The following is a 22,508-nucleotide window of genomic DNA, read 5'->3' as shown; positions in this document are numbered from 1 at the left end:
GAGTTTAGGAGTTAAAAAGTTAGAAAGTGATTTTATAGTTTTTATAATTTCTATTTAACCCTGTAACTCCAAAACTCACAAACTCTCTAACTCCTAAACTTACAAACTCTGGAACTCTATTGGTTTTTCTTAAAATAAACTACAGCCAGTGGTGGAAGCTTTAGCTCCAGGGAGTAGTCGCGGCCGTGCGATGGTTCTGCCACAGCTTGAAGCGGCTCATCGTTTTGCACGTTGCTGCCGCCAAACATTTGATCATCAGAGTTAAACAGCTGTCGCCACTCGCCTCCTGTTGGCACACCCAGGCGGTAATGGTTATGAACGATTGGCGTAAAGTTGCAAACTATAAGCAGATCACTTCCTGGCTCTTTTCCTTTTCTCAAAAAGCTGATCACGCTGTTGTGGGCATCCTGGTAATCAACCCATTCAAAGCCACTGCTTTTGAAGCCCAGTTCATATAAAGCCGGTTCCTGCTGGTAAAGTTTGTTTAGTTGCTGCAGTAGTCGTTGTACCCCACTATGGAGACCATACTCCAGCAAATGCCAGTCTAAACTCTGGTCATGGTTCCATTCTGCACTTTGGGCCAGTTCGCCACCCATAAACATCAGTTTCGTGCCTGGGTGCGCATACATGTAACTATAGAGCATGCGCAGGTTTGCAAACTGCTGCCACTCATCGCCTGGCATTTTGCGTATGAGCGAGCCTTTGCCATGCACCACTTCATCGTGCGAGAGCGGCAGCATAAATCTCTCTGAAAAAGCGTAGATGATACTGAACGTGATCTCGCCCTGGTGGTGTTTCCGGTAGATCGGGTCTTTCGAGAAATAGTGCAGGGTATCGTGCATCCAGCCCATCATCCACTTCATATCAAACCCAAGACCACCGTCGTGTACGTTGCCGGTAACAGCAGGCCAGGCCGTAGACTCTTCAGCTATAGTTTGTACATCAGGGAATTTCTCATGCACAGCCTGGTTAAAGTCTTTTATCAAAGATATGGCTTCAAGGTTTTCACGTCCACCGTGTTCGTTTGGTATCCACTCCCCTTCTTTGCGGCTATAGTCTAAGTATAACATCGAGGCCACTGCATCTACACGTAATCCATCAATGTGGTATTTCTCGAGCCAGAAGAGCGCATTGCTTATCAGGAAAGAACGGACCTCGTTGCGGCCATAATTAAAGATATAGCTGTTCCAGTCCGGGTGGTAGCCTTTGCGCGGATCGGCGTGCTCGTACAAGTGTGTTCCATCAAAATAAGCCAGACCATGTTCATCCGACGGAAAATGTGAAGGAACCCAATCCAGAATTACCCCGATGCCATGTTGGTGCAGCACATCTATTAAATGCATGAGCTCTTGCGGCGAGCCATATATACTGGCAGCTGCAAAGTACCCGGTTATCTGATAGCCCCAGCTCCCCTGGAAGGGATGGTGCATAACAGGCATGAACTCTACGTGCGTGAAGCCCATTTCTTTTACATATTGCGGCAGTTCTTCGGCTAATTCATGATAGGTCAGCGGGCGGTTATTGTCTTCCGGTCTGCGGCGCCACGAACCTAAATGCACTTCGTACACGCTCATAGGCTGGGCCTGTCCGGCTATAGTTTTGCGATGCTCCAGCCACTCCTGGTCCTGCCACTCATACTTCAGATCGCAGATGCGGGAGGCAGTTTGTGGTGGTTTTTCGCGGGCAAAAGCAAAGGGGTCGCTCTTATCTACATGGTAAAAATGATACTGCGATTTGATATGGTACTTATAAAGTTCGCTACCGGTCATGTCAGGAATAAAACCTTCCCAAATGCCGGAGCCATCATCACGCACTTTTAAAGGATGGTTGTCGCGGTTCCAGATATTAAAGTCTCCGATGACCGTTACATGCTCTGCGTTAGGTGCCCATACCGCAAAGTAAGTCCCTTTGTGCCCGGCATGTTCCATTGGGTGCGCTCCCAGTTTTTCATACAACGAGAAGTGACGACCTTCTTTGAACAGGTAAATATCGAATTCTGTAAATCGGCTCACATCGTGGTAAACCGCTTTCTTTTCCTGTGGTGCAGCAACTATAGTTTCCGGGGTAGCTATAGTTGCCGGTGTTGCTTTTTTACTCGCTTTTATCTTAGGAGCTGGTTTTGGCTCTGTAGTTTCAACGGCTACAGCTTTAGCTTTCCTGGTTTTGGGTTTGGGAGCAGCTGCCTCAGAAGTTACAGGCGCGCCCATTTCTGCTGCCAGGTCCGCTTTTTTAGTGCGTCCGCGTTTTGGCGCAGGTGTAACATTGCCTGTGTCAGTTGCTGGTGAGTTTAAGTTTGTTTCCGGTGCCTTCTCTAGTTTCTTCTTAGCCATTCTGATACTTTTTCATGATGTACTTAATGCCCCGGATCGGGATTAATACCCAGTCCGGTCGGTTATTCAGTTCATATCCCAGTTCATAGATCGCTTTCTCCAGCAGGAAGGTCTCCATCAGTATTTCAAAGTCCTCTTCTTTAGCCGGAACTATACCTGTGCCCATCGTTTTATCGAGATAGCAATGCATAAAGAAATTGCTGGCGTAATGGTACCATTGCTCTGCCCATTCTTCAAGGTAGCCCCCGTTTTCTTTGTTTGTAATATCCTGCTGGAACAGCGCATTGTAAGCCGCATAGTGGAACGAGCGAAGCATACCGGCCACATCACGCAGTGGCGAGCGTTTTAATCTTCTTTCGCTGAAGGCACGTGCCGGTTCCCCTTCAAAATCGATGATGATAAAGTCCTTGCCGGTAAAGAGTACTTGGCCCAGGTGATAATCGCCATGGGTTCTTATCTTCAGTGTATCAATTTTGCGGGAGAAGATCATTTTCAGTTTTTCCAGTATCTCGGCCCGCATGTTCAGCACTTCTTCTGCTTCGGCACGCACATTGTCTGGCAGCTTTGGCAAATGCTTACGCAGGCTGTCGAAGTTGGAGCGTACCAGCGATGTGAGTGAAGAATAAAGAGAACGCTGGTAATGCAGTGAAAAATCTTCAGGAGCAAAGTCTTTCTGATCGGTCATGGAGGCAAGCGCCAGGTGTAGTTCTGCGGTGCGTAAACCCAGTAACTCTATCCTGTTCACAGATGCACCACCCAGTTGCAACTGCACTTCTTCGGGCGTATCACTGAAAGATACAGGCCTTGACAAAGTACCTACTTTCTTACCCAGGTTAACCTGCTCATTCTGTGTCTCAAGCCGCTCAAAGAAACGTTTCAGCGAGTCTTCCATGTTCTCCCAGGCATCTCCCTGGTTTGGCACCAGTTCCTGCAGCATAGCCAGCACCATAGGGGCAGCGCCATGTGTATGGTGTTCCAGGGCACCCAGGAAGCGTGGTACCTGTTTAAAGCCAACCCCTTCCGTAAGTGCCTGCACAACTTCCACATCCGGGTTAAGTGCCCGGTCCAGTTTGCGGTAAATTTTAAGGAAGAACTGGTTATCAAAAATGATAGAGGTATTGCTCTGCTCCGCGCCCAGTATTTTAGACGAAAGCGTGTTATTGCTCTCACGTAGTATGGCACTTACCTGCTGATGACTGTGGCCCTGCAACTCTGCATGATCTGCCCTTACGCGGCGACGCTTGCTTATCAGTTGCAACAGTAACTGCCTGAACTCTTCTCCATACAGGGCATCGTATAATATACCTTCCTCCCCGTTTTGCGTAACACGCGCAATAACACTAACCGGGTACTGACTGATCAATTGCTGCTCCTGCTCTTTGGAGGCAAATGCTAGTGGCAACTGGTATAGTTCAGGTAGGCCTTCGTTATAGTTTACCTCGATCAGCAGTATAGTTGCTCCCCTGTTCCCGATCTGCAGTGGCATGTTATCTACAATTTGCATGCGCTGCACGGTGCGTGCCTTGCCACCAAACCAGCGTCTGTTCAGTATGTAAGGTGGCAACACTCTATTTTCCAGCTGACGGATAACTTCCTGTGGCAAGCGGTTGCTTAACGACGAGATTTGCATGGCCGAATGCTGCATATCCAGCACCTGCTGTGCCGAAACATCCTGTGGTTGCAACTCAAACCAATAATAGCCGTGTGCGCCTACCGTAAACAGGTATTCCTCATCTTTTATAGCCGGGAACTTGTTTTTACTGAACACTTCCATCGGGGTATAGCCTTTGAACTCGTTCAGGTCCAGCTCCACAGCCTCCGGAAAGCGCGACAGGTTAGCAATCACCAGTATATTCTCGTCCTCATAAGAGCGGATAAAAGCCAGTACTTTTGAGTTAGATGGATTCAGAAACCGGATACTACCACGGCCAAATGCCCTGTAACGCTTGCGCATGTTTATGATGCGTCGTGTCCACCAGAGTAACGAGTTGCTGTTCTGTTCCTGCGTTTCTACATTCACAGATTCATACTTATACTCCGGGTCGATGATAACCGGCAGGTATAGTTTCTGAGGGTTGGCGCTTGAAAATCCGGCATTCCGGTCATCACTCCACTGCATTGGGGTACGCACGCCGTCGCGGTCGCCGAGGTAAAAGTTATCCCCCATCCCGATCTCATCGCCATAGTACACCACCGGCGTTCCTTTCATCGAGAAGAGCAACACATTCATCAGCTCTATTTTATTGCGGTCGTTGCCCAGCAGCGGCGCCAGTCTGTGACGGATACCCAGGTTAATCTTAGCCAGCGGATCGCGTGTGTATACTTTGTACATGTAGTCACGCTCTTCGTCGGTTACCATTTCAAGGGTCAGTTCGTCGTGGTTACGCAAAAACATCGCCCACTGGCAGGTTTCCGGTATTTCGGGCGTCTGCGTAAAAATGTCGATGATCGGGTAACGGTCTTCCATCTTAACCGACATGAACAAACGCGGCATGATCGGGAAGTGATAGTTCATGTGGCACTCATCGCCATTGCCAAAATAGGACGCAGAATCTTCCGGCCACATGTTGGCTTCTGCCAGAAGCAGCTTGCCTGTGTATTTTTGGTCTACGTGAGCACGGAGTTTTTTCAGGAAGTCGTGTGTTTCCGGCAGGTTCTCGCCGTTGGTTCCTTCACGCTCAAACAGGTATGGTACAGCATCCAGTCTGAAACCATCTACACCCAGATCAAGCCAGTAGTCCAGCATCTTAAATACTTCTTTCTGTACAACCGGGTTTTCAAAGTTCAGATCGGGTTGGTGATGGAAAAAGCGGTGCCAGTAATATTGTTTAGCTACCGGGTCCCAGGTCCAGTTGCTTGGCTCATAGTCGGTAAATATGATGCGGACATCTTTATACTTGGTCGGGTCGTCGCTCCACACATAATAGTTGCGGTGCGCTGAGCCTGGTTTTGCCCTGCGTGCCCGCTGGAACCACGGGTGTTGGTCGGAAGTATGGTTGATGACAAGCTCGGTGATAACTTTCAGGCCACGGCGGTGCGCTTCTTTTACAAAGAGTTTAAAGTCGCGCATTTCCCCGTAGCTCGGGTTTATACTATAGTAGTCGGCAATATCATAGCCATCGTCGCGAAGTGGCGAGGGGTAAAAAGGCAGCAGCCAGATGGCCGTTACGCCCAGGCTTTCCAGGTAATCCAGTTTCTGCATCAGGCCTTTAAAATCGCCTATGCCATCCCCGCTTCCGTCTTTAAAAGCTTTAATGTGCAGTTCGTAAATAATGGCATCTTTGTACCAGTGTAAGTTGTCGTCTAACAGATCTTTGTCCGCTGCCATAGTATCGTTTTATTTTTTATTCGTGGGTGGTATGTTCGGTTGGTAGCCAGGTATCATCCAGGTTATTGTGGCCCATTCCGGTATTAGCTTCTTCTATACGGAAAACGTGTACCGGCATCTCATGTGGGCGCAGCTCTACGTAATTCCATTCGTTTTGCCAGGTATACTTGTGTTCGGTAAGCAGGTCGTGCACCATGTACTGCTCACCTTCCGGTAGTTGTAGTTCGCGTATTGGCACTTTTACCCAACCCGCCTGGGTATGGTAGGGATCCATGTTGGCAACTACCAGTATCTTATTCTTTTTAGCGCTGTCCCATTTGGCAAAGCATAGCAAGTTGGTATTGTCGGCTTCCCCGAACGCGATGTTCCAGGTGGTTTGCAGGGCCGGGTTTACTTTCCGTATTTTATTAATGAGCGTGATCACTTCTGACACCTTGGTCTTCTTGCCCCAGTCCCAATGCTTCACTTCGTATTTTTCGGAATCGATGTATTCTTCCTTGCCCGGATACGGCGTGCCCATCGAAAACTCATACACTGGCCCATACAAGCCATAGTTTGATGAAAGAGTAGCTGCTAAAATAACGCGCGTGATGTGTGCCGGCTCGCCGCCATGCTGCAGTACTTCCGGTAAAATATCCGGCGTATTCGGCCAGAAATTCGGTCTATAGTATTCCCGCATGTCAGTCTGGGTGAGCTCCGTCAGGTACTCGCGCATTTCCTGCGGACTGTTGCGCCAGGTAAAGTACGTATAGGATTGTGTAAAGCCGATCTTGCCCAGTCGCTCCATTACACGTGGGCGCGTAAAGGCTTCAGCCAGGAAAATGACCTGCGGGTGCTGCGCCCTAACTTCCCGGATCATCCATTCCCAGAAATGAAAAGTTTTAGTATGCGGATTATCAACCCTGAAAATGTAAACGCCCTGTTCTATCCAATGCAACACTATACTTTTGAGCTCCTGCCACAGGTTCTGCCAGTCTTCGGTCTCAAAGTTTACAGGCAATACATCCTGGTATTTTTTAGGTGGGTTCTCGGCGTATTGTACCGTACCATCCGGTCGCCATTTAAACCACTGTGGGTGCTCTTTTACATACGGGTGATCCGGTGAACATTGAATGGCAAAATCCAGGGCTACTTCTATGCCATGTTCGCGGGCTTCGTGCACAAAATGTCGAAAATCATCCAGTGTGCCCAGTTCCGGAAGTATAGCTTTGTGGCCGCCCTCTTCGGCACCGATGGCCCACGGTGATCCCGGTTCTCCCGCCTCTGCTGTAACCGAGTTATTTTTTCCTTTCCGGAAGGCACGGCCAATAGGGTGAATAGGTGGCAGATAGATCGTATCAAAACCCATTTCGGCAATGTGTGGCAGCAATCTTATACAGTCCTGGAACGTGCCATGCCGGTTGGCTTCCTGCGCCGCAGACCTTGGAAAGAACTCGTACCAGGTACTGAAAAGGGCTTTCTGCCGCTCCACATCAACCCGTAAGATTTTATAAGTCGTTACATTTTTGCGATCGCAGCAGGCATGCATCAGGTCCGACACATCTGTGCTTGTGGCTAGTTCCACGCCGCTTGCTCCCGAAATGTTACCGCGAAGTTGTTCTGCCCATTTGCGCAACCGCTTCTGCTGGCCCGGTTTGGCGGTAACAGCGGCTTCTTCCATTAACTGGGCACCGATCTGTAGTTCTACGGTAATGTCTTGGTTGGCTTCAAACTTTTTGCGGAGGCCCTTCTGCCAGGTATAAAAATGATCGATCCAGCCTTGTATCGTGTATTCAAACATACCCATAGTATCGGGTACAAAAGTGGCCTGCCAATGGTCGTTGCCCAGGAACTGCATAGGTACCTGGTTCCAGTTTTTTTTGCGGCCGTGGCGGCATAGCAAGGCTGCTTTCACTTCGTCGTGGCCGTCGCCAAATATATCGGCAGTTACAGTCAGCTCTTCGCCTACCACCCGTTTTACAGGGTACTGTCCGCAGTTTAATTCAGGTTTTACATTCTCTATGATTACTCTGTGGGTTCCGTCCAGTCCTTCCATGAATTATAATAAGGTTTGCCTCAGAATAGGTACTATAGTATTGGAATTAGGTTACCATTAATACCTGTGAAAGTATTCTGCAGGGTGGTTTAAGGCAGAATTTAGTTTGTAAAAGCTACTGGAACGCAACATACCCCGAAGTGCTGACCAAAAGATGGAAGCCTTCATTCTGAATCGGATCATTTCTTGCCCTGATCTTGGTAAAGGGGGCATAACTATAGCAAAGCTGACTGATCAAACTATAGAAGCTGGGCCATAAAGTAAAAAGCCGTTTGATGTAAGTCAAACGGCTTTTTGTTAAATGAACCAATCAGGTTTGGTGGTATGGATTCTGGCCCGAAGCTGGTTTAGAATACTGTAAAGGCCGAAGTATGTTCTGTTGATGAACAGGCCATGTCGGGAACCACGCGCCTGCCGAGAGTTCCGGAACATTTTATCTTTCGATACCCGCTCACCAAGGGCGTACAACTGGCTAAAATAGGCATCATCAGCAAAGTCGAACTCAGTTGTATGAAAAGGCTTGCCCAGCAAAGAGATCATTTCCTTGAAAACACTTTTAAAGTATACCTGCTCTGCTGTCGTATCCTGGTCGCTGATAAATTCCTGGGCCCGGAACAGCCGGTCAAGCTCTGCCTCATTTAAAAGCACATCTTTGCGGAGAAGCGAAAAGTAGCCCTGGTAAAAATCTTCCGGAATAACTTTAACACAACCAAAATCTATAACGGCCAGCGTTACACCATCCTGTATGATAAAATTGCCCGGATGCGGATCAGCGTGTACTTTTTTGAGGTTGTGTATCTGGTGGTGGTAAAACTCCCACAACGCCTGCCCGATCTTGTTGCGTTCTTCCTGCGACGGATCGGTTTTGAGCCACTCCTTTAAGTGCACGCCATCGAGCCAGTCCATCGTAATTATTTTCTCGCTGCTTAGCTGCGGGTAGTATTTCGGGAAATTCAGATTCGGGATGTGGCTGCAGGCCTGCGAAATTTCCTCGGAGCGTTGTACCTCCAGCTTGTAATCCGTCTCTTCCAGCAGCTTTCCTTCCACCTCTTCCATATAATGGTCCAGTTCCCTGGCATTCATGTTAAGCAGGCGGTAAGCAAAAGGCCGCACCATTTTCAGATCCGAGCTTACGCTATCAGCCACGCCCGGGTACTGCACTTTTACCGCAAATATCTTCCCGTCTTTGGTTGCCTTATGCACCTGCCCGATAGAGGCTGCATTTACAGCAGAAGTTGTAAAGGTATCAAATAGCTTATCTGGTGTGGCACCAAACGACTTCTGGAAATTACGGACAACAAGCGGGTAAGACAAGGGTGGCGCGCTGTACTGGGCCATCATAAATTTATCCTGGTAAGCGCCCGGCAGCACATTCTTATCCATCGACATCATCTGGGCTACTTTCAGGGCGCTGCCTTTCAGTTCGCTCAACGAGGCATAAATATCTTCGGCATTGCTGGCATGTAGTTCATCTTTGCTTAACGATGGGTTTACCATCTTTTTAGCATAATGCTTTATGTAATTGCCTCCTACTTTGGCACCCGTGCCTATAAACTTTGATGCCCGCTGCACTTTGGAGGTCGGTATATGACTTTGTTCCTGCGGATTATTACTCATAAGGGTTATTTAGACTGGTAAAGAAACTTGGCAAAATCGACTAAGGAATCAACAGCCGTTTTGCCCATCAGGTCAAACACCAGGTTTACTGATTTCTCAATAGCGGCATCGGTCTTCTCGAAAGAAGGCGAGGTATCCTTCAGCCAGAACTGAAGGATGAACAGCGTTTCCAGCCACAGGGCATCCGCATATTTATCTGAAATGTACTTTCTTTCGGCTATCTGGTCGGTCGCTTTCCCTTCCACGATCAGTTCGTTGGCGAACGCCTGGAATTTCGCTTTAAAACCTCTCAACTCTTCTGGCATTGCCTTCTTAAAACCATCCGGCTGTAAGTACAATGCCAGCAGGTAACTTCTGTTCTTCTTCATTTCCTCGATCCAGGTGAAGTAGAAGGCCAGCAGTTTTTCGCGGGCCGAGTAAGAAGCATGCACCGGCTGTGCTTCCATCTGGGCAACAGTACGCTCGAAAATCTGTTCCCAAACGCCACCTTTCACACCCAGGAACGAAGTGTAATAGGTATAAAACTCTTCTTCTTTGATACCTAAACTCTGAGCAAATTTAAAGACCGACACAGGCTCTCTTCCAGTCTCCAGCACATGTTGTACAAAAGCTTCTATAATTCGGGTTCGGGTATCGGGACCTATTGGGGTATTACTTTTTATATTTTTCATAACAGTATTGTTTTCCAGTTCATAAACCGCCTGAACTATAAGATGTTTAAAGATTTGTGAAGTAACTGTGTAACATAAACCTGAACTATAATAGGTCCATTATTAACTTCAAAAACAAGGGTTACTCAGAATTAATGGGCAATATGAATGCGTAGCCTTTGATGGGTTTGCCTTTCCTGGAAAAGGTATAAGCATCGGTCAACGCTATACCCCTATTCAACTTAACCTGGCGTCTTTTTACAGAGTATCATTTACTACCTGAAGTATAAAATATTATTCACTTGTAAGTACAAACCCTTATTTCAGGGCCTGCTGTCAAAATCTGCTACAACCTAAACCGTTCAGGTACAGTTAATCCTCCATAGTATACATGTTGAAATATGGGAATAACCAGAGCGATAGGCGCACATTACGCGCAGGAGGAAGGAACTACATTCACGGTTTGGGCACCAGCGGCAGAACAGGTTGAGGTAATTATTCACGGAAAATCAGACCAAACTATAGCGCTGCAGCGTGAGGCTTATGGCTATTGGGTAGGGCTTGCAGAAGATGCAAAGCCCGGCACCCGCTATACTTTTAAGCTCGATAACGACAACAAATTTCCAGATCCGGCTTCCCTGTCGCAGCCCGATGGCGTGCACAAAGCTTCGGAAGTAGTTGACCCCAACTATAGCTGGACCGACCAGAACTGGAAAAACCTGCCACTGGAAGAGTATATAGTATACGAACTGCATGTTGGCACTTTTTCAGAGGAAGGTACTTTTGCAGGTATCATTAACAAACTGCCCGAACTGAAAGAGTTGGGAATAACCGCTATAGAGTTGATGCCGATAGCCCAATTTCCGGGGAAGCGAAACTGGGGGTATGATGGTGTTTACCCGTTTGCTGCGCAAAACTCTTACGGCGGGCCTGATGGCTTGAGAAAACTGGTGGATGCCTGCCATAATGCAGGTATAGCTGTGGTGCTGGATGTAGTGTATAACCATTTGGGTCCGGAAGGAAACTATACTTCTAACTTTGGCCCTTATTTTACCGACAAATACAACACACCCTGGGGCGCAGCCCTGAATTTTGATGATGCCCACTCCGACCATGTCCGGAATTTCTTTTTCCAGAATGCGCTCATGTGGTTGAGAGATTTCCATATAGATGCGTTGAGATTAGATGCTGTACATGCGATACTGGACACCGGAGCCAAACACTTTTTGCAGGAACTGCAGGAACACGTAGACCACCTGGCTACACAGCAAAACAAATTATATTACCTGATAGCGGAAAGTGACCTGAACGACGTCCGGCTCATTGACCCGATAAAGGAAGGTGGATACGGGTTGGCCGCGCAGTGGATGGACGATTACCACCACGCCATACATACTATAGTTACCAGTGAAACCGATGGCTACTATGCTGATTTTGGTAAGCCGGAGCATCTGGTAAAAACACTGAAGCATTCTTTTATTTACAACGGCATGTATTCGGAGTACCGCAAGCGAACTATAGGCACTGATGCAACTATTAACCCGGCCAAACAATTTGTTGTTTGCAGCCAAAACCACGACCAGGTAGGCAACCGCATGCTGGGCGAGCGCCTGACCCAACTTGTATCTTTTGAAATGCTGAAGCCTGTAGCTGCTATGGTTCTACTTTCGCCTTATACACCAATGTTGTTTATGGGCGAAGAGTACGGCGAAGAAAACCCGTTCCAGTTTTTTGTGAGCCATACGGATAAGGACCTGGTAGAAGCCGTGCGCAAAGGCCGTAAGGAAGAATTTAAAGCATTTGCCTGGCAGGGCGAAGCACCCGACCCGCAATCCGAAGAGACTTTCAACAACTCTAAACTTCAGCACAACTATAGCAACAACAAAAAAAAGAACCAGCTCCGCGAGTTTTATAAATCGCTTATCCAGCTTCGGAAATCTATAGTTCAGAAACTTAGCAAGGAAAACCTGGAAGCTATCTTGAACGACGACGAAACGGTTTTGAGATTCACGCATACTTCGGCAGGTTTAGACTGTATCATCAATTTCAGTAAAGAGCCGCAAACTATAGCTCCAGAGCTAAAAGGCTGGGAAGTTGTGCTTGATTCTGCGGATGAAAAATGGGGCGGGCCGGGTTCCTATTCCAGCAACTATAGTTCCGGAGACATCACACTACAGCCCGAGTCCGTTATAGTACTTCAGGCAAAGGCTTAACTATGGAAAAATACATTTGTATACACGGTCACTTTTACCAGCCACCGCGCGAAAACCCGTGGCTAAACGAAGTGGAAATGCAGGAATCGGCTGCACCGTATCACGACTGGAACGAGCGCATTACAGACGAATGCTATGCCCGAAATTCCGCATCCCGCATACTGGACCACGAAGGAACTATAGTTGATATTCTGAATAACTACGCCTGGATGAGTTTCAACTTCGGGCCTACGCTGCTGGAGTGGATGGAGAAAAAAGCACCGGAAACTTACCAGGCCATACTGGCTGCCGACAAGGAAAGTCAGCAACGGTTTTCGGGGCACGGCTCGGCACTGGCGCAGGTCTACAACCACATGATCATGCCGCTGGCCAACGAGCGCGACAAGCATACGCAGGTAATCTGGGGAATCTATGACTTTAAAAAACGCTTTGGCCGCGACCCTGAAGGCATGTGGCTGGGCGAAACAGCCGCCGATACACCAACTCTGGAAGTGCTGGCAGATCATGGCATCAAATTCACGATATTATCGCCATACCAGGCCAAAAGTTACCGAAAGATTGGTGAAGCCAACTGGCACGATGCAACCGGCGCACACATCAACACCAACCGGCCTTACCTGTGCAACCTGCCATCTGGCAAAACTATAGTTCTGTTCTTTTACCAGGCACCGATATCGCAAGGTGTGGCATTTGAAGGCTTGCTGCACAACGGCGAGAAATTTACAAACAGGTTACTGGGCGCTTTGGATAGCCATAATCCCGAACCACAACTATTGCATATTGCCACAGATGGCGAAACCTATGGGCACCACCACCGCTTCGGGGAAATGGCTTTATCGTACACCCTGCATCATCTCTTCCACGACCATCATGTTAATCTGACAATTTACGGGGAGTACCTGGAAAAACATCCACCACAATACGAAGCACAGATCATCGAAAAAAGCTCTTGGAGCTGCTTTCATGGGGTGGAGCGCTGGCAACGCGACTGCGGCTGTAACACCGGGGGCAACCCTACCTGGAACCAGAAATGGCGCAAACCTCTGCGAGAAGCTTTTGACTGGCTGCGCGATGCACTGGGGCCCCTATATGCAACCCAAATGCAGCAACTGGGCGCTGACCCATGGCAAACCCGCAACGATTATATCCAGGTTATCTCAGACAGATCAGAAGAAAATGTACGTCGCTTTATAGCTAACCATTGCAACCGTGAGCTAACTATAGTTGAGCAGCGCACCTTCCTGAAATTGCTGGAGATGCAGTACCATGCCATGCTGATGTATACCAGCTGCGGTTGGTTTTTTGATGAAGTGACCGGCATAGAAACTATGCAGGATATACTATACGCAACACGTGCCCTGCAGCTGGCAGAAAGTATCAGCGGGAAGGACTACGAAACCACTTTACTGGAATACCTGGCCAACGCCGAGAGCAATAAAAAAGAATACAAGAATGCAGCAGAAGCCTACTGGGCCATTGCCAAAACCACCATGCTCGACCTGCTGCGGGTTGGTGCACATTATGCCGTCTCTTCGCTGTTCTCTGACTATGCCACGGAGAGCAAACTATACTGTTACAATGTAACTTCTCAACAGCACGAAATAGCAGAGGCAGGCCGGCAGAAGCTGGCTGTAGGCCGTGCAAAGATCCGATCTGCCATTACCTGGGATGAAACTATAATTTCTTATGGAGTGCTGCACATTGGTGATCACCAGTTGCTGGGCGGGGTGCGCGAGTTCAGGGGTAACGAAGCATTTGACACCTTGTACAACGAGATGGAAGAAGCCTTTAAGAAAGGGATGATCAGTGAAGTGATTATGCTGCTCGACAAACACTTCGAGTCGCATAATTATTCGTTCTGGCACCTGTTCCGCGATGATCAGAATAAGATACTGAACGAAGTGCTGGGCTATACGATGCATGCCATTGAAGGAGATTTTGAGCAGGTGTACTATAACAATTACCCCCTGCTGGCTGCCATGCGCACGTTAAATGTAAAGCTTCCGCGCCCGCTGCAGGTAATTGTAGAATATACACTGAACAAGAAAATGCTGGAAGAACTGGCCTCGGATGTTCCGGACCTGGAAGAAATGAAACGCCTGAACGACCAGGCTGAGCGCATGCAGCTGAAACTGGAAACTGAACCCATTACGTTTGCCATTTCCCGGCGCGTAGAACGGTTTATGCAGCAACTCGAAAAGCAACCGGATAACCTGGAACTGATGCAGCTGCTCAACAAACTTCTAACTGCATTACAGGCTACTACCCTGAAACCTGACTTCTGGCATGCCCAGAATATCGCCTTCCGGATAAAACAACAGCATTATGCACAGCACACCAACGATTCCGAATGGAGAGAACAGTTCAGTTCCCTATCCGATAACCTAAACATGAAAGCATAACATGACTTATATACCACTGGCCACTTACCGCCTGCAGCTTTCGCCAAAACTTAAACTAGAGGAAGTAAAACAACTGATCCCATACCTGCGCGACCTGGGCATCAGCACCATTTATGCAGCGCCTTTTTTTACAGCCGCCCCCGGCAGCGAGCATGGGTATGATGTGGTAAATCCACACCAGATAAACCCTGAAATTGGCACCCTGGAAGAACTGGAAGAAATAGCCAATGAACTGCGCAAACACAACATGGGCTGGCTGCAGGACATCGTGCCCAACCACATGGCCTACCACCCAACCAACGTGTGGCTGATGGATGTACTGGAGAAAGGCCAGAAATCTAACTTTTATAGTTTCTTCGACATCAACTTTACCCACCCCGAGTTTGAAGGCAAAGTGATGGTACCATTCTTAGGTGACCCGCTGGAGAAAGTACTGGAGCAAAAACAGCTTCACCTTACTTTTGATGAGACCGGATTTCACATCAACTATTTCGACAACAGTTACCCTGCCAGCATAAACTCCTACCCTTACCTGTTGCAAAAGTTAACAGATAAATCAGGTGATAAAACTATAGTTGAAAAGCGACAGCATCTGGAACAAACTATAGCTTCGGATAAGCTGGACATAGCCCGTTGGCAACAGGCAAAACAGGATCTGTATACAACTATAAAGGATAACGCTGATCTAAAAAATTTACTTCAAACTATAAATGCGAGCCAGAAGGAGTTACAGCAGTTACTCGATCTGCAGTTCTTTAAACTATGTTTCTGGCAGGAGTCGCAGCAAAAGATAAATTACCGCCGCTTTTTTACCGTCAACGACTTGATCTGTTTAAGTATTGAGAAGCCGGAAGTTTTTGAAAAGTATCACCAGTTTATAAAACAGCTTTGTAACCAGGGGTTGGTGCAGGGTCTACGCGTAGACCATGTTGATGGCCTGTTTGACCCCGATGAATACCTGCAGCATCTCCGCGAAATGGCTGGCGATGAAATGTACCTGGTAGTTGAGAAAATACTGGAAGGGGAAGAACAGATGCCCGATTACTGGCCGATACAAGGCAACAGCGGTTACGATTTTTTAGCCTGGGTAAGCAACGTTTTAACAGACCCGGATGGCAAAGAAAAACTGACCGAAGTTTACCAACGTGTTGTACCCACCGCCACCACCGATTACGAAAAGCTGGTATTCGACAAGAAGCTGTTCATATTGGAAAAACGCATGCAGGGCGAACTGCAGAACCTGCTGCGCCTGCTGCAACACCTTCAAATCGTGCCTGAAGAAACAGATGAGGCCTGGTACCATGCGCTGGCGGTGTGGCTGGCATCGTTCCCGGTTTACCGAGTATATGGCAACAGCTTTCCGCTACCCGACGTGGCGCATGACGTAATTGAAAAAGCCTATGCCACTGCCCTAGAGAAAGCTCCCGACAGATCAGAACAACTGGAAGCACTTCGCAAAGTGTATCAACCAGACCTGAATGAAGCGGCAGACCTGCTGAGCGATAAGCTATATTTTGTAATGCGCAGTCAGCAGTTTACAGGTCCGTTGGCAGCCAAAGGTGTGGAAGATACTACCTTTTACAACTATAACCGGTTGATCTCGCTGAACGAAGTAGGTAACAGCCCGGAAATATTTAACCTGACAACAGCGCAGTTTCATGAGCATATGAAGCGCCGGCAGCAGCAGTTCGAGCATTCCATAAACGGCACCGCTACCCACGACACCAAACGCGGCGAAGATGCCCGCATGCGCATTAACGTGATAAGCGAACTGCCGGAAGAATGGGAAGAACAGGTGCAGCAATGGATAGATTTTGCAGTGGATGTAGCGCCGGGCATGGTGCCACGCCGCAACGACCTGTACTTTTTTTTCCAGGCGCTGCTGGGTGTTGTGCCGATCGATGAAACGATAGATGACACCCTGATAGAGCGGGTGCAAGAATACATTACCAAAGCTCTGCGCGAAACCAAAGCCCGCACCAACTGGACAAACCCGGACGAAGAATACGAAGAGGCTACAAAAGAGCTGGCAGCCAAACTACTGAAGAGCAAGCGCTTTATAGAATTGTTTCTGCCGTTCTTCAGGAAGCTGGCACATTATGGCTGGCTCTATAGTTTAAACCAGTTGCTGCTAAAACTGACCTGCCCCGGTTTGCCCGATATTTACCAGGGTTGCGAACTATGGGACCTGAGCTTAGTGGACCCCGACAATCGAAGAGAAGTAGACTATAGTTTGCGCCAGGAATATTTAAACGATCAACAGCAACAGGATACGACAGATACCACAGATTTGCACAGACAACTGCTGCAGGAGCCCGAAACCGGGAAAGTAAAACTATACCTGCTCTGGAAAACACTGGCCATTCGTAATGTTAACCAGGAGCTGTTTAAGCAGGGTAATTACTTCCCGCTGCAAACATCCGGCAAACATAAAGACCATGTAATTGCATTTGCACGCCAGCTAAAAGAGCAGTGGTGCCTTGTTATAGTTCCGCGCCTGCTGGTGCAACTGGTACCTGAAAAACAACTTCCGCTGGGTAAACAGATTTGGGAAGATACAGCAGTGCTGCTCCCAGAGAATGCGCCGGGACAATGGAAGGATGAACTTGGCAACCGCAAGGTAACTGCAACTGGCAAACTAAGTATAGCAACTATAACTGAGACTTTTCCTGTGGCCTTATTAACCGGTATAAACGCATGATTATTAAAAAACGCAGCGGTGGCATTTTGCTCCATATTACCTCCCTTCCATCAAAATACGGTATCGGGGACCTGGGTCCGGAAGCGTACAAATTTGCAGACCAACTGAATTTAGCTGGACAACGTTTCTGGCAGATCCTGCCGCTTAACCCAACCGAGATCGGGATGGGAAATTCACCTTATAGTAGCCACTCAGCATTTGCAGGAAACCCTTTGTTGCTGAGCCCTGACCTGCTGTTAGAGGATGGTTTTTTGGAGAAAAAAGACCTCAGGCATTCCTATAAATTCAGCGACGATAAAGTAGATTTCGAAGCCGCAACAGCTTTCAAGAAATATATCTGGCAGAGGGTTTATATAAACTATAAAACCAGCCATACGCGCAGGCTTGCAAAGGAATTTAATGCTTTCCGGCATGAGCATGCTTCCTGGCTCGAGGATTATAGTCAGTTTGTTGTTTTCCAGGCACACTTCGGGCACAAGGTTTGGGTAGCATGGGACAAAGACATTAAAACCAGGAAGCCTGCCGCCTTGAGTGCGCTTGCCAAAGATCTGGCCGATGAAATAGAAAAGGAGCAATTCCTGCAATTTTTGTTTTACCGGCAATGGGAGAACCTGAAACACTATTGTCAGCAAAAAGACATACACTTTATCGGTGACATGCCCTTTTATGTAAGTTATGACAGTGCCGATGTTTGGGCAAATCCCGACTATTTTAAGCTCGACAAAGACGAAAAGCCCAGCGCAGTTTCCGGGGTGCCACCCGATTTTTTTAGTGAGACCGGCCAGCTTTGGGGCACCCCCGTTTATAACTGGAAAGCCCTGGCAAACCATAACTACGACTGGTGGCTGCGCCGCATCAGCCACAACCTGAAACTATTCCGTATACTGCGCTTAGATCATTTCAGGGCCTTCTCGGCTTACTGGGAAATAGCTGCCGGCGAAGAAACTGCCATTAACGGGAAGTGGGTAAAATCGCCGGGCAACGAACTGCTCACCCTCATTAAGCGACAACACCCTGATATGCCTATTATTGCAGAAGACTTAGGAGACATTGACCAGCCGGTGCGCGACCTGATCCGTGACTTTGACCTGCCGGGTATGGTGGTATTGCTGTTTGCTTTTGAGAGTAACGACAAGGCCTTCGAAGGTTCGTTTTTACCGCATAACCATACGCGTAACAGCCTGGTGTATACCGGTACCCACGACAATAGCACCGTCCGCGCCTGGTTTAAAGATGCAAAACCCGAAGACAGAACAATGCTCCGCAACTATACCAATCAGCAGGTTACAAAAGACAATGCGCATGAAATAATGCTGCGACTGGCATATGCCTCCGTGTCACAGTTGGCTATAGTTCCGATACAAGATGTGCTTGGCCTGGGCCATGAGGGCATCATGAATAAACCCTCCACTACTAACGGAAACTGGCAATGGCGCCTCCAAAAAAATCAGTTCGATACTAAAGCGATAAAGTGGTTGAGGAAAATAACAGAGATCTATGGCAGATCATAGTTATTCGTTCTATAGTTTCTCCGTTGTCATCCCGAGCATTCTCGAGACGAGTGTCGAAGAGAGCCAGCGTAGCTGTGAGGGATCTTATATGTCCTATAGTTGGCAATAGTTCTAAATTGAACCAAGCTATCTTTTTAAATGCCTTCTAATCCTGGGAGCTTTACTTACCTATCGTTTCAAACCAGCTTTGGTGCCCTCACGGCCGGGAGGCCTTGTCTTCGGGCATCGCGCTGCTGCTTTCTTGCTACCCTCGTACCTCGGGTTGCCTGCGGCACCGCAACAAATCAAAGGCGCTCAACCCAAAGACTGCGATCTTTCGCATAGTAACTGCCTATCTATAGTTTAAATGCTAAGCTTCGAAATTGATCGTGGTCATAGTTCCGTAGGGACAGGTCGCGACCTGTTCGCGTGATAGGCTGCAACTATTAAACTATAGTTTGAAACTTGGTAAAGGCAGAAAGCTCCCCGCATTAGAGAAGTCGAAGAGTCCAGGACTTGTTTCGGGAGAGGTATTGGGGGGGCTGGATATTGCAAACTATCGCCATAGTTACTACCATGCTTGTCCCTATCGGGCCAGTTGAGTCGGGAGACTCAACACCATCCTAAGTCACGAGTCTGGAGACTCGCGCCAGCATTACGCTTTAATATCTCATACACGCAGCAAAACCAACGGCACAACAGTAACCCCAAGCCTTAATTTACCTGCCGCTAATTTGTTATGTCGGGCAAAAAGCTTATTTTAGAAGTGCCGGCAGATTACCCTCCGGCGCAACTTTCACCTCCAAACCTAAAACTATGGCTTACGCAACTTCTGAAATTGCTTTAGGTACCCTCGCACCCGACTTCGCGTTACTCGATACTATTTCCGGTAAACTTTTCTCGCTGCGCGATGTGGCATCAACTAAAGCAACGGTTATCATGTTTACTTGCAACCACTGCCCGTATGTGCTGCATATCCTGGATAAGGTGGTAGAAGTTGCGAAAGTGTACCAGCAAAAAGGAGTAAGTTTTGTTGCCATCAGCTCTAACGATGCAACTATACAGCCACAGGACGGACCAGAAAAAATGAAAGCCCTGGCCCAGCAATACGGCTTTACCTTCCCGTACCTTTACGACCAGACCCAGCAGGTAGCACGCACCTATCGGGCAATTTGTACACCAGAGTTTTTTGTATTCGATGCCAACAAGCGTTTAGCTTACCATGGTCAGTTTGATAGTTCGAGGCCAAAATCAGATGCCCCTGTAACCGGCGAAGACCTGACAAATGCGCTCGATGCTCTCCTGCAAGGCCAACACCCAACAGTAGCGCAGCAACCAGCCATAGGATGCAGTATTAAATGGAAACATCCGTATTAGGCGGCAAGGCATTATTCGGGTTTCCGTTCACGACCTCTGCCATCGCAGTAGCATGGTCCAGGTAATTTGATGTATAGTCATCGTTCTTAGCGTGTACATACATTGCCGTTTCGCCTACTACTGTGTTTATGATTTCCTCATGCTCCTCCATAGGTAAAGCCGGGCAACCTAAACTTCGTCCAAGTCTGCCGGCCTGGTCTATAAACTTAGGGCTGGCATATTCGGCACCATGAATAACGATGCAGCGCTCCATGGCATTGGTGTTAAACCCTTCGTCCACGCCTTCTAGTTTCAGAGAGAGACCATGCTTGCCCTGGTAGGTATTTTGGGTTACATAAAAGCCGATACTACTCATAAACGACTTGTTTTCGTTCGAGAAATTTTCGGCAAACTCCTCTCCCGAATTGCGGCCATGCGCCACGTAGGTATGGTGCAACAGTTCTTTCTTTTCGATGTCTACTACCCATAATCTTTTTTTAGTAGATGACTTAGTAAAATCGACCATGGTAAGCACCGGTTTGCCTGATAACTTGCCCTGGTGTTTCATATTATAGTAACCGGTAAGCGCCTTTGTAAATATTTCGTACTTCAGGCCGGCTTGCCTTAGTCCCATCTCATTGTATAAACTATAAGCCACCTGGTCAAACTGCATAATTTTATAGTTGGATACAGATGCCTTGGTGGTCTTTTTGGTTTTTGTTTTAGCTGCACTACTGCTAATAGGGGCAGCCATCGGCGAAAATATAAGCGGCGCAAACAGCGGAAAAAGTCTTTTAGCTACCTTTCGTTTGCGTGCACGCCAGCGTGGGTTTTTCATATTCTTATCCTCTAAAATCCGTCTTTTAACTCCTTATTGTACGCCCTGCACCTCTCATAGTTTAATTTTAAACCTTGGCCAGTTTAGTTTTGGAATAGCTGACCTGTTGCAACTTTCCGGCTATAGTTTGTATGTATTATCCCTATCAGAGACGTTTGAAGTGCACATATTTTGAAATAAAAACAATTGCTAATGTGCGCGTATACCTGCACTATAGTTTCACCGGAAACCTATTTCTGATTATCTTTGAACTAGAGAAGCGATTTACAACTTTAACCGATCACCGTTTGAAATTAGCCGCCATCGACATAGGTTCTAACGCCGTAAGGTGCCAGATCTCGAGTGCCCTGAAACAGGATGCCAGTGTAATTTTTAAACGGATTGAATACATCCGCTACGCCATCCGCTTCGGCGAAGACGTGTTCAATTCAGGTTATATCAGCGATATTAAGATCGATAAGTTTGTAAAGTTACTCCACGCTTTCCAGTTGCTTTTAGATGTGCATGATGTAGATCATTTTATGATCTGCGCCACGTCGGCCATGCGAAACTCCCAGAACGCACCTGAAATTCTGCAGTTGGTAGAAGAACGCCTGGGCATGAAAATAGACGTGATTGACGGTGTAGCCGAAGCGGAGCTTATAAACAAAGTGATCGTTAATTTCCTGGATGAGCGCAATTACCTGCACATTGACGTAGGTGGTGGCAGCACCGAATTTAACATTTATGTAAACCGCCAGAAAGTAGCTTCCCAGTCTTTTGAGCAAGGCTCTATCCGGCACATGCACGGCCGCGACTCGCAGGAACTCTGGAACAACATGCGCATCTGGATCGAAGAAAATTCTCGGAAATACCAGCTCTCCCGCGCCATAGGTACAGGTGGCAACATTAATAAGATCTATGACATGGCCGGTAAAACAGCCGGCAAACCCATTTTCAGGAAACAGATCGAGGAAGTGGTAGGTATTGTTTCGGAAATGAGCATGGAAGAACGTATTACCAAACTCCTCCTTAACCCCGACCGCGCCGACGTAATCCTTCCTGCCGCTGAAATTTATTTATCTGCCATGCGCTGGGCCAAACTGGAGAACATGATGGTGCCAAATGTTGGCTTGAAAGATGGCATGATCCATTCACTTTATGAGCAGTTTCATCCGGAACGGTTTGTTATCGGCGGGATAAATTAAGGGTTATTGTTCAGTTTTACCCCTTCCCAGCCTTCTCCTGAGTACAGGGAAAGGAGCTTAGCTATCGTTCTATAGTTTTACAATTGTCATTTCGAGCGTCAGCCGAGGGATCTTATATGTCCTATCCCAATTGTCATTTCGACGCAAGGAGAAATCCGGGTTCTATAGTTTGTTTTTTCCAACCTAAACCAAGCTATCGATTCAAATCAACTCCAATCCTGGGAGCTTAACTTACCTATAGTTTCATCTTTAGCTTTGGTGCCCTCACGGCCGGGAGGCCCCGCCTTCGGGCATCGCGCTGTGCGAATCTCTTTTGCTCGTGCCTCGCAATGCCTTTCGGCACCAGATATTCACAAGGCGC

12 protein-coding genes are annotated in these 22,508 nt (G+C 47.7%); 6 read left to right on the top strand and 6 right to left on the bottom strand.

What is annotated here, in order from left to right; all coding sequences use genetic code 11:
• Positions 1 to 116: 116 nt before the first annotated feature.
• The 5 genes from glgB to ABS362_RS08120 form a co-directional block, all read right to left on the bottom strand.
• Complete coding sequence (gene glgB / locus ABS362_RS08140; RefSeq protein WP_350411912.1) at positions 117 to 2,330, bottom strand: 1,4-alpha-glucan branching protein GlgB; 2,214 nt, start codon at positions 2,328 to 2,330, stop codon at positions 117 to 119.
• Entirely contained in the window at positions 2,323 to 5,658 is a 3,336-nt protein-coding gene (gene treS / locus ABS362_RS08135) for a maltose alpha-D-glucosyltransferase (protein WP_350411911.1), read from the bottom strand. The genes glgB and treS overlap by 8 nt, the downstream gene beginning before the upstream one ends.
• Before the next feature lie 16 nt (positions 5,659 to 5,674).
• On the bottom strand, positions 5,675 to 7,693 hold the full coding sequence (locus ABS362_RS08130; RefSeq protein WP_350411910.1) for an alpha-1,4-glucan--maltose-1-phosphate maltosyltransferase: 2,019 nt from the start codon (positions 7,691 to 7,693) through the stop codon (positions 5,675 to 5,677).
• A 297-nt stretch (positions 7,694 to 7,990) separates the two neighbouring features.
• Positions 7,991 to 9,310 (bottom strand): ABC1 kinase family protein, encoded by a 1,320-nt coding sequence (locus tag ABS362_RS08125; RefSeq protein WP_350411908.1) that lies wholly within the window; start codon positions 9,308 to 9,310, stop codon positions 7,991 to 7,993.
• Positions 9,311 to 9,315: 5 nt separating this feature from the next.
• Entirely contained in the window at positions 9,316 to 9,981 is a 666-nt protein-coding gene (locus tag ABS362_RS08120) for a TetR/AcrR family transcriptional regulator (RefSeq protein ID WP_350411907.1), read from the bottom strand.
• A 380-nt stretch (positions 9,982 to 10,361) separates the two neighbouring features.
• Between ABS362_RS08120 and treZ the strand changes: the two genes are divergently transcribed.
• The 5 genes from treZ to ABS362_RS08095 all read left to right on the top strand — a co-directional run bounded on the left by treZ (position 10,362) and on the right by ABS362_RS08095 (position 20,143).
• Positions 10,362 to 12,173, top strand: coding sequence for a malto-oligosyltrehalose trehalohydrolase (gene treZ, locus ABS362_RS08115; RefSeq protein WP_350411906.1), 1,812 nt, complete (start codon positions 10,362 to 10,364; stop codon positions 12,171 to 12,173).
• 2 nt (positions 12,174 to 12,175) lie between these two features.
• Complete coding sequence (locus ABS362_RS08110) at positions 12,176 to 14,575, top strand: DUF3536 domain-containing protein (RefSeq protein ID WP_350411905.1); 2,400 nt, start codon at positions 12,176 to 12,178, stop codon at positions 14,573 to 14,575.
• Between the two features lies 1 nt (position 14,576).
• Positions 14,577 to 17,276, top strand: coding sequence for a malto-oligosyltrehalose synthase (gene treY, locus ABS362_RS08105; RefSeq protein ID WP_350411904.1), 2,700 nt, complete (start codon positions 14,577 to 14,579; stop codon positions 17,274 to 17,276).
• The gene (gene malQ / locus ABS362_RS08100; RefSeq protein ID WP_350411903.1) at positions 17,273 to 18,787 is read left to right on the top strand and encodes a 4-alpha-glucanotransferase; all 1,515 of its coding nucleotides are present in this window, start codon (positions 17,273 to 17,275) and stop codon (positions 18,785 to 18,787) included. The genes treY and malQ overlap by 4 nt, the downstream gene beginning before the upstream one ends.
• A 795-nt stretch (positions 18,788 to 19,582) precedes the next feature.
• On the top strand, positions 19,583 to 20,143 hold the full coding sequence (locus tag ABS362_RS08095) for a thioredoxin family protein (RefSeq protein ID WP_350411902.1): 561 nt from the start codon (positions 19,583 to 19,585) through the stop codon (positions 20,141 to 20,143).
• On the opposite strand, the gene ABS362_RS08090 is transcribed toward ABS362_RS08095, so the two are convergent.
• Positions 20,121 to 20,960 (bottom strand): murein L,D-transpeptidase catalytic domain family protein, encoded by an 840-nt coding sequence (locus tag ABS362_RS08090; RefSeq protein WP_350411901.1) that lies wholly within the window; start codon positions 20,958 to 20,960, stop codon positions 20,121 to 20,123. The genes ABS362_RS08095 and ABS362_RS08090 overlap by 23 nt on opposite strands.
• A 287-nt stretch (positions 20,961 to 21,247) precedes the next feature.
• On the opposite strand from ABS362_RS08090, the gene ABS362_RS08085 reads away from it, so the two are divergent.
• Positions 21,248 to 22,147, top strand: coding sequence for a Ppx/GppA phosphatase family protein (locus ABS362_RS08085; RefSeq protein WP_350412194.1), 900 nt, complete (start codon positions 21,248 to 21,250; stop codon positions 22,145 to 22,147).
• The last annotated feature ends 361 nt before the right edge of the window (positions 22,148 to 22,508 follow it).

This window comes from Pontibacter populi (assembly GCF_040278685.1).
Lineage (GTDB): Bacteria > Bacteroidota > Bacteroidia > Cytophagales > Hymenobacteraceae > Pontibacter > Pontibacter populi.
This window is presented reverse-complemented; position numbering and strand designations above follow the sequence as displayed.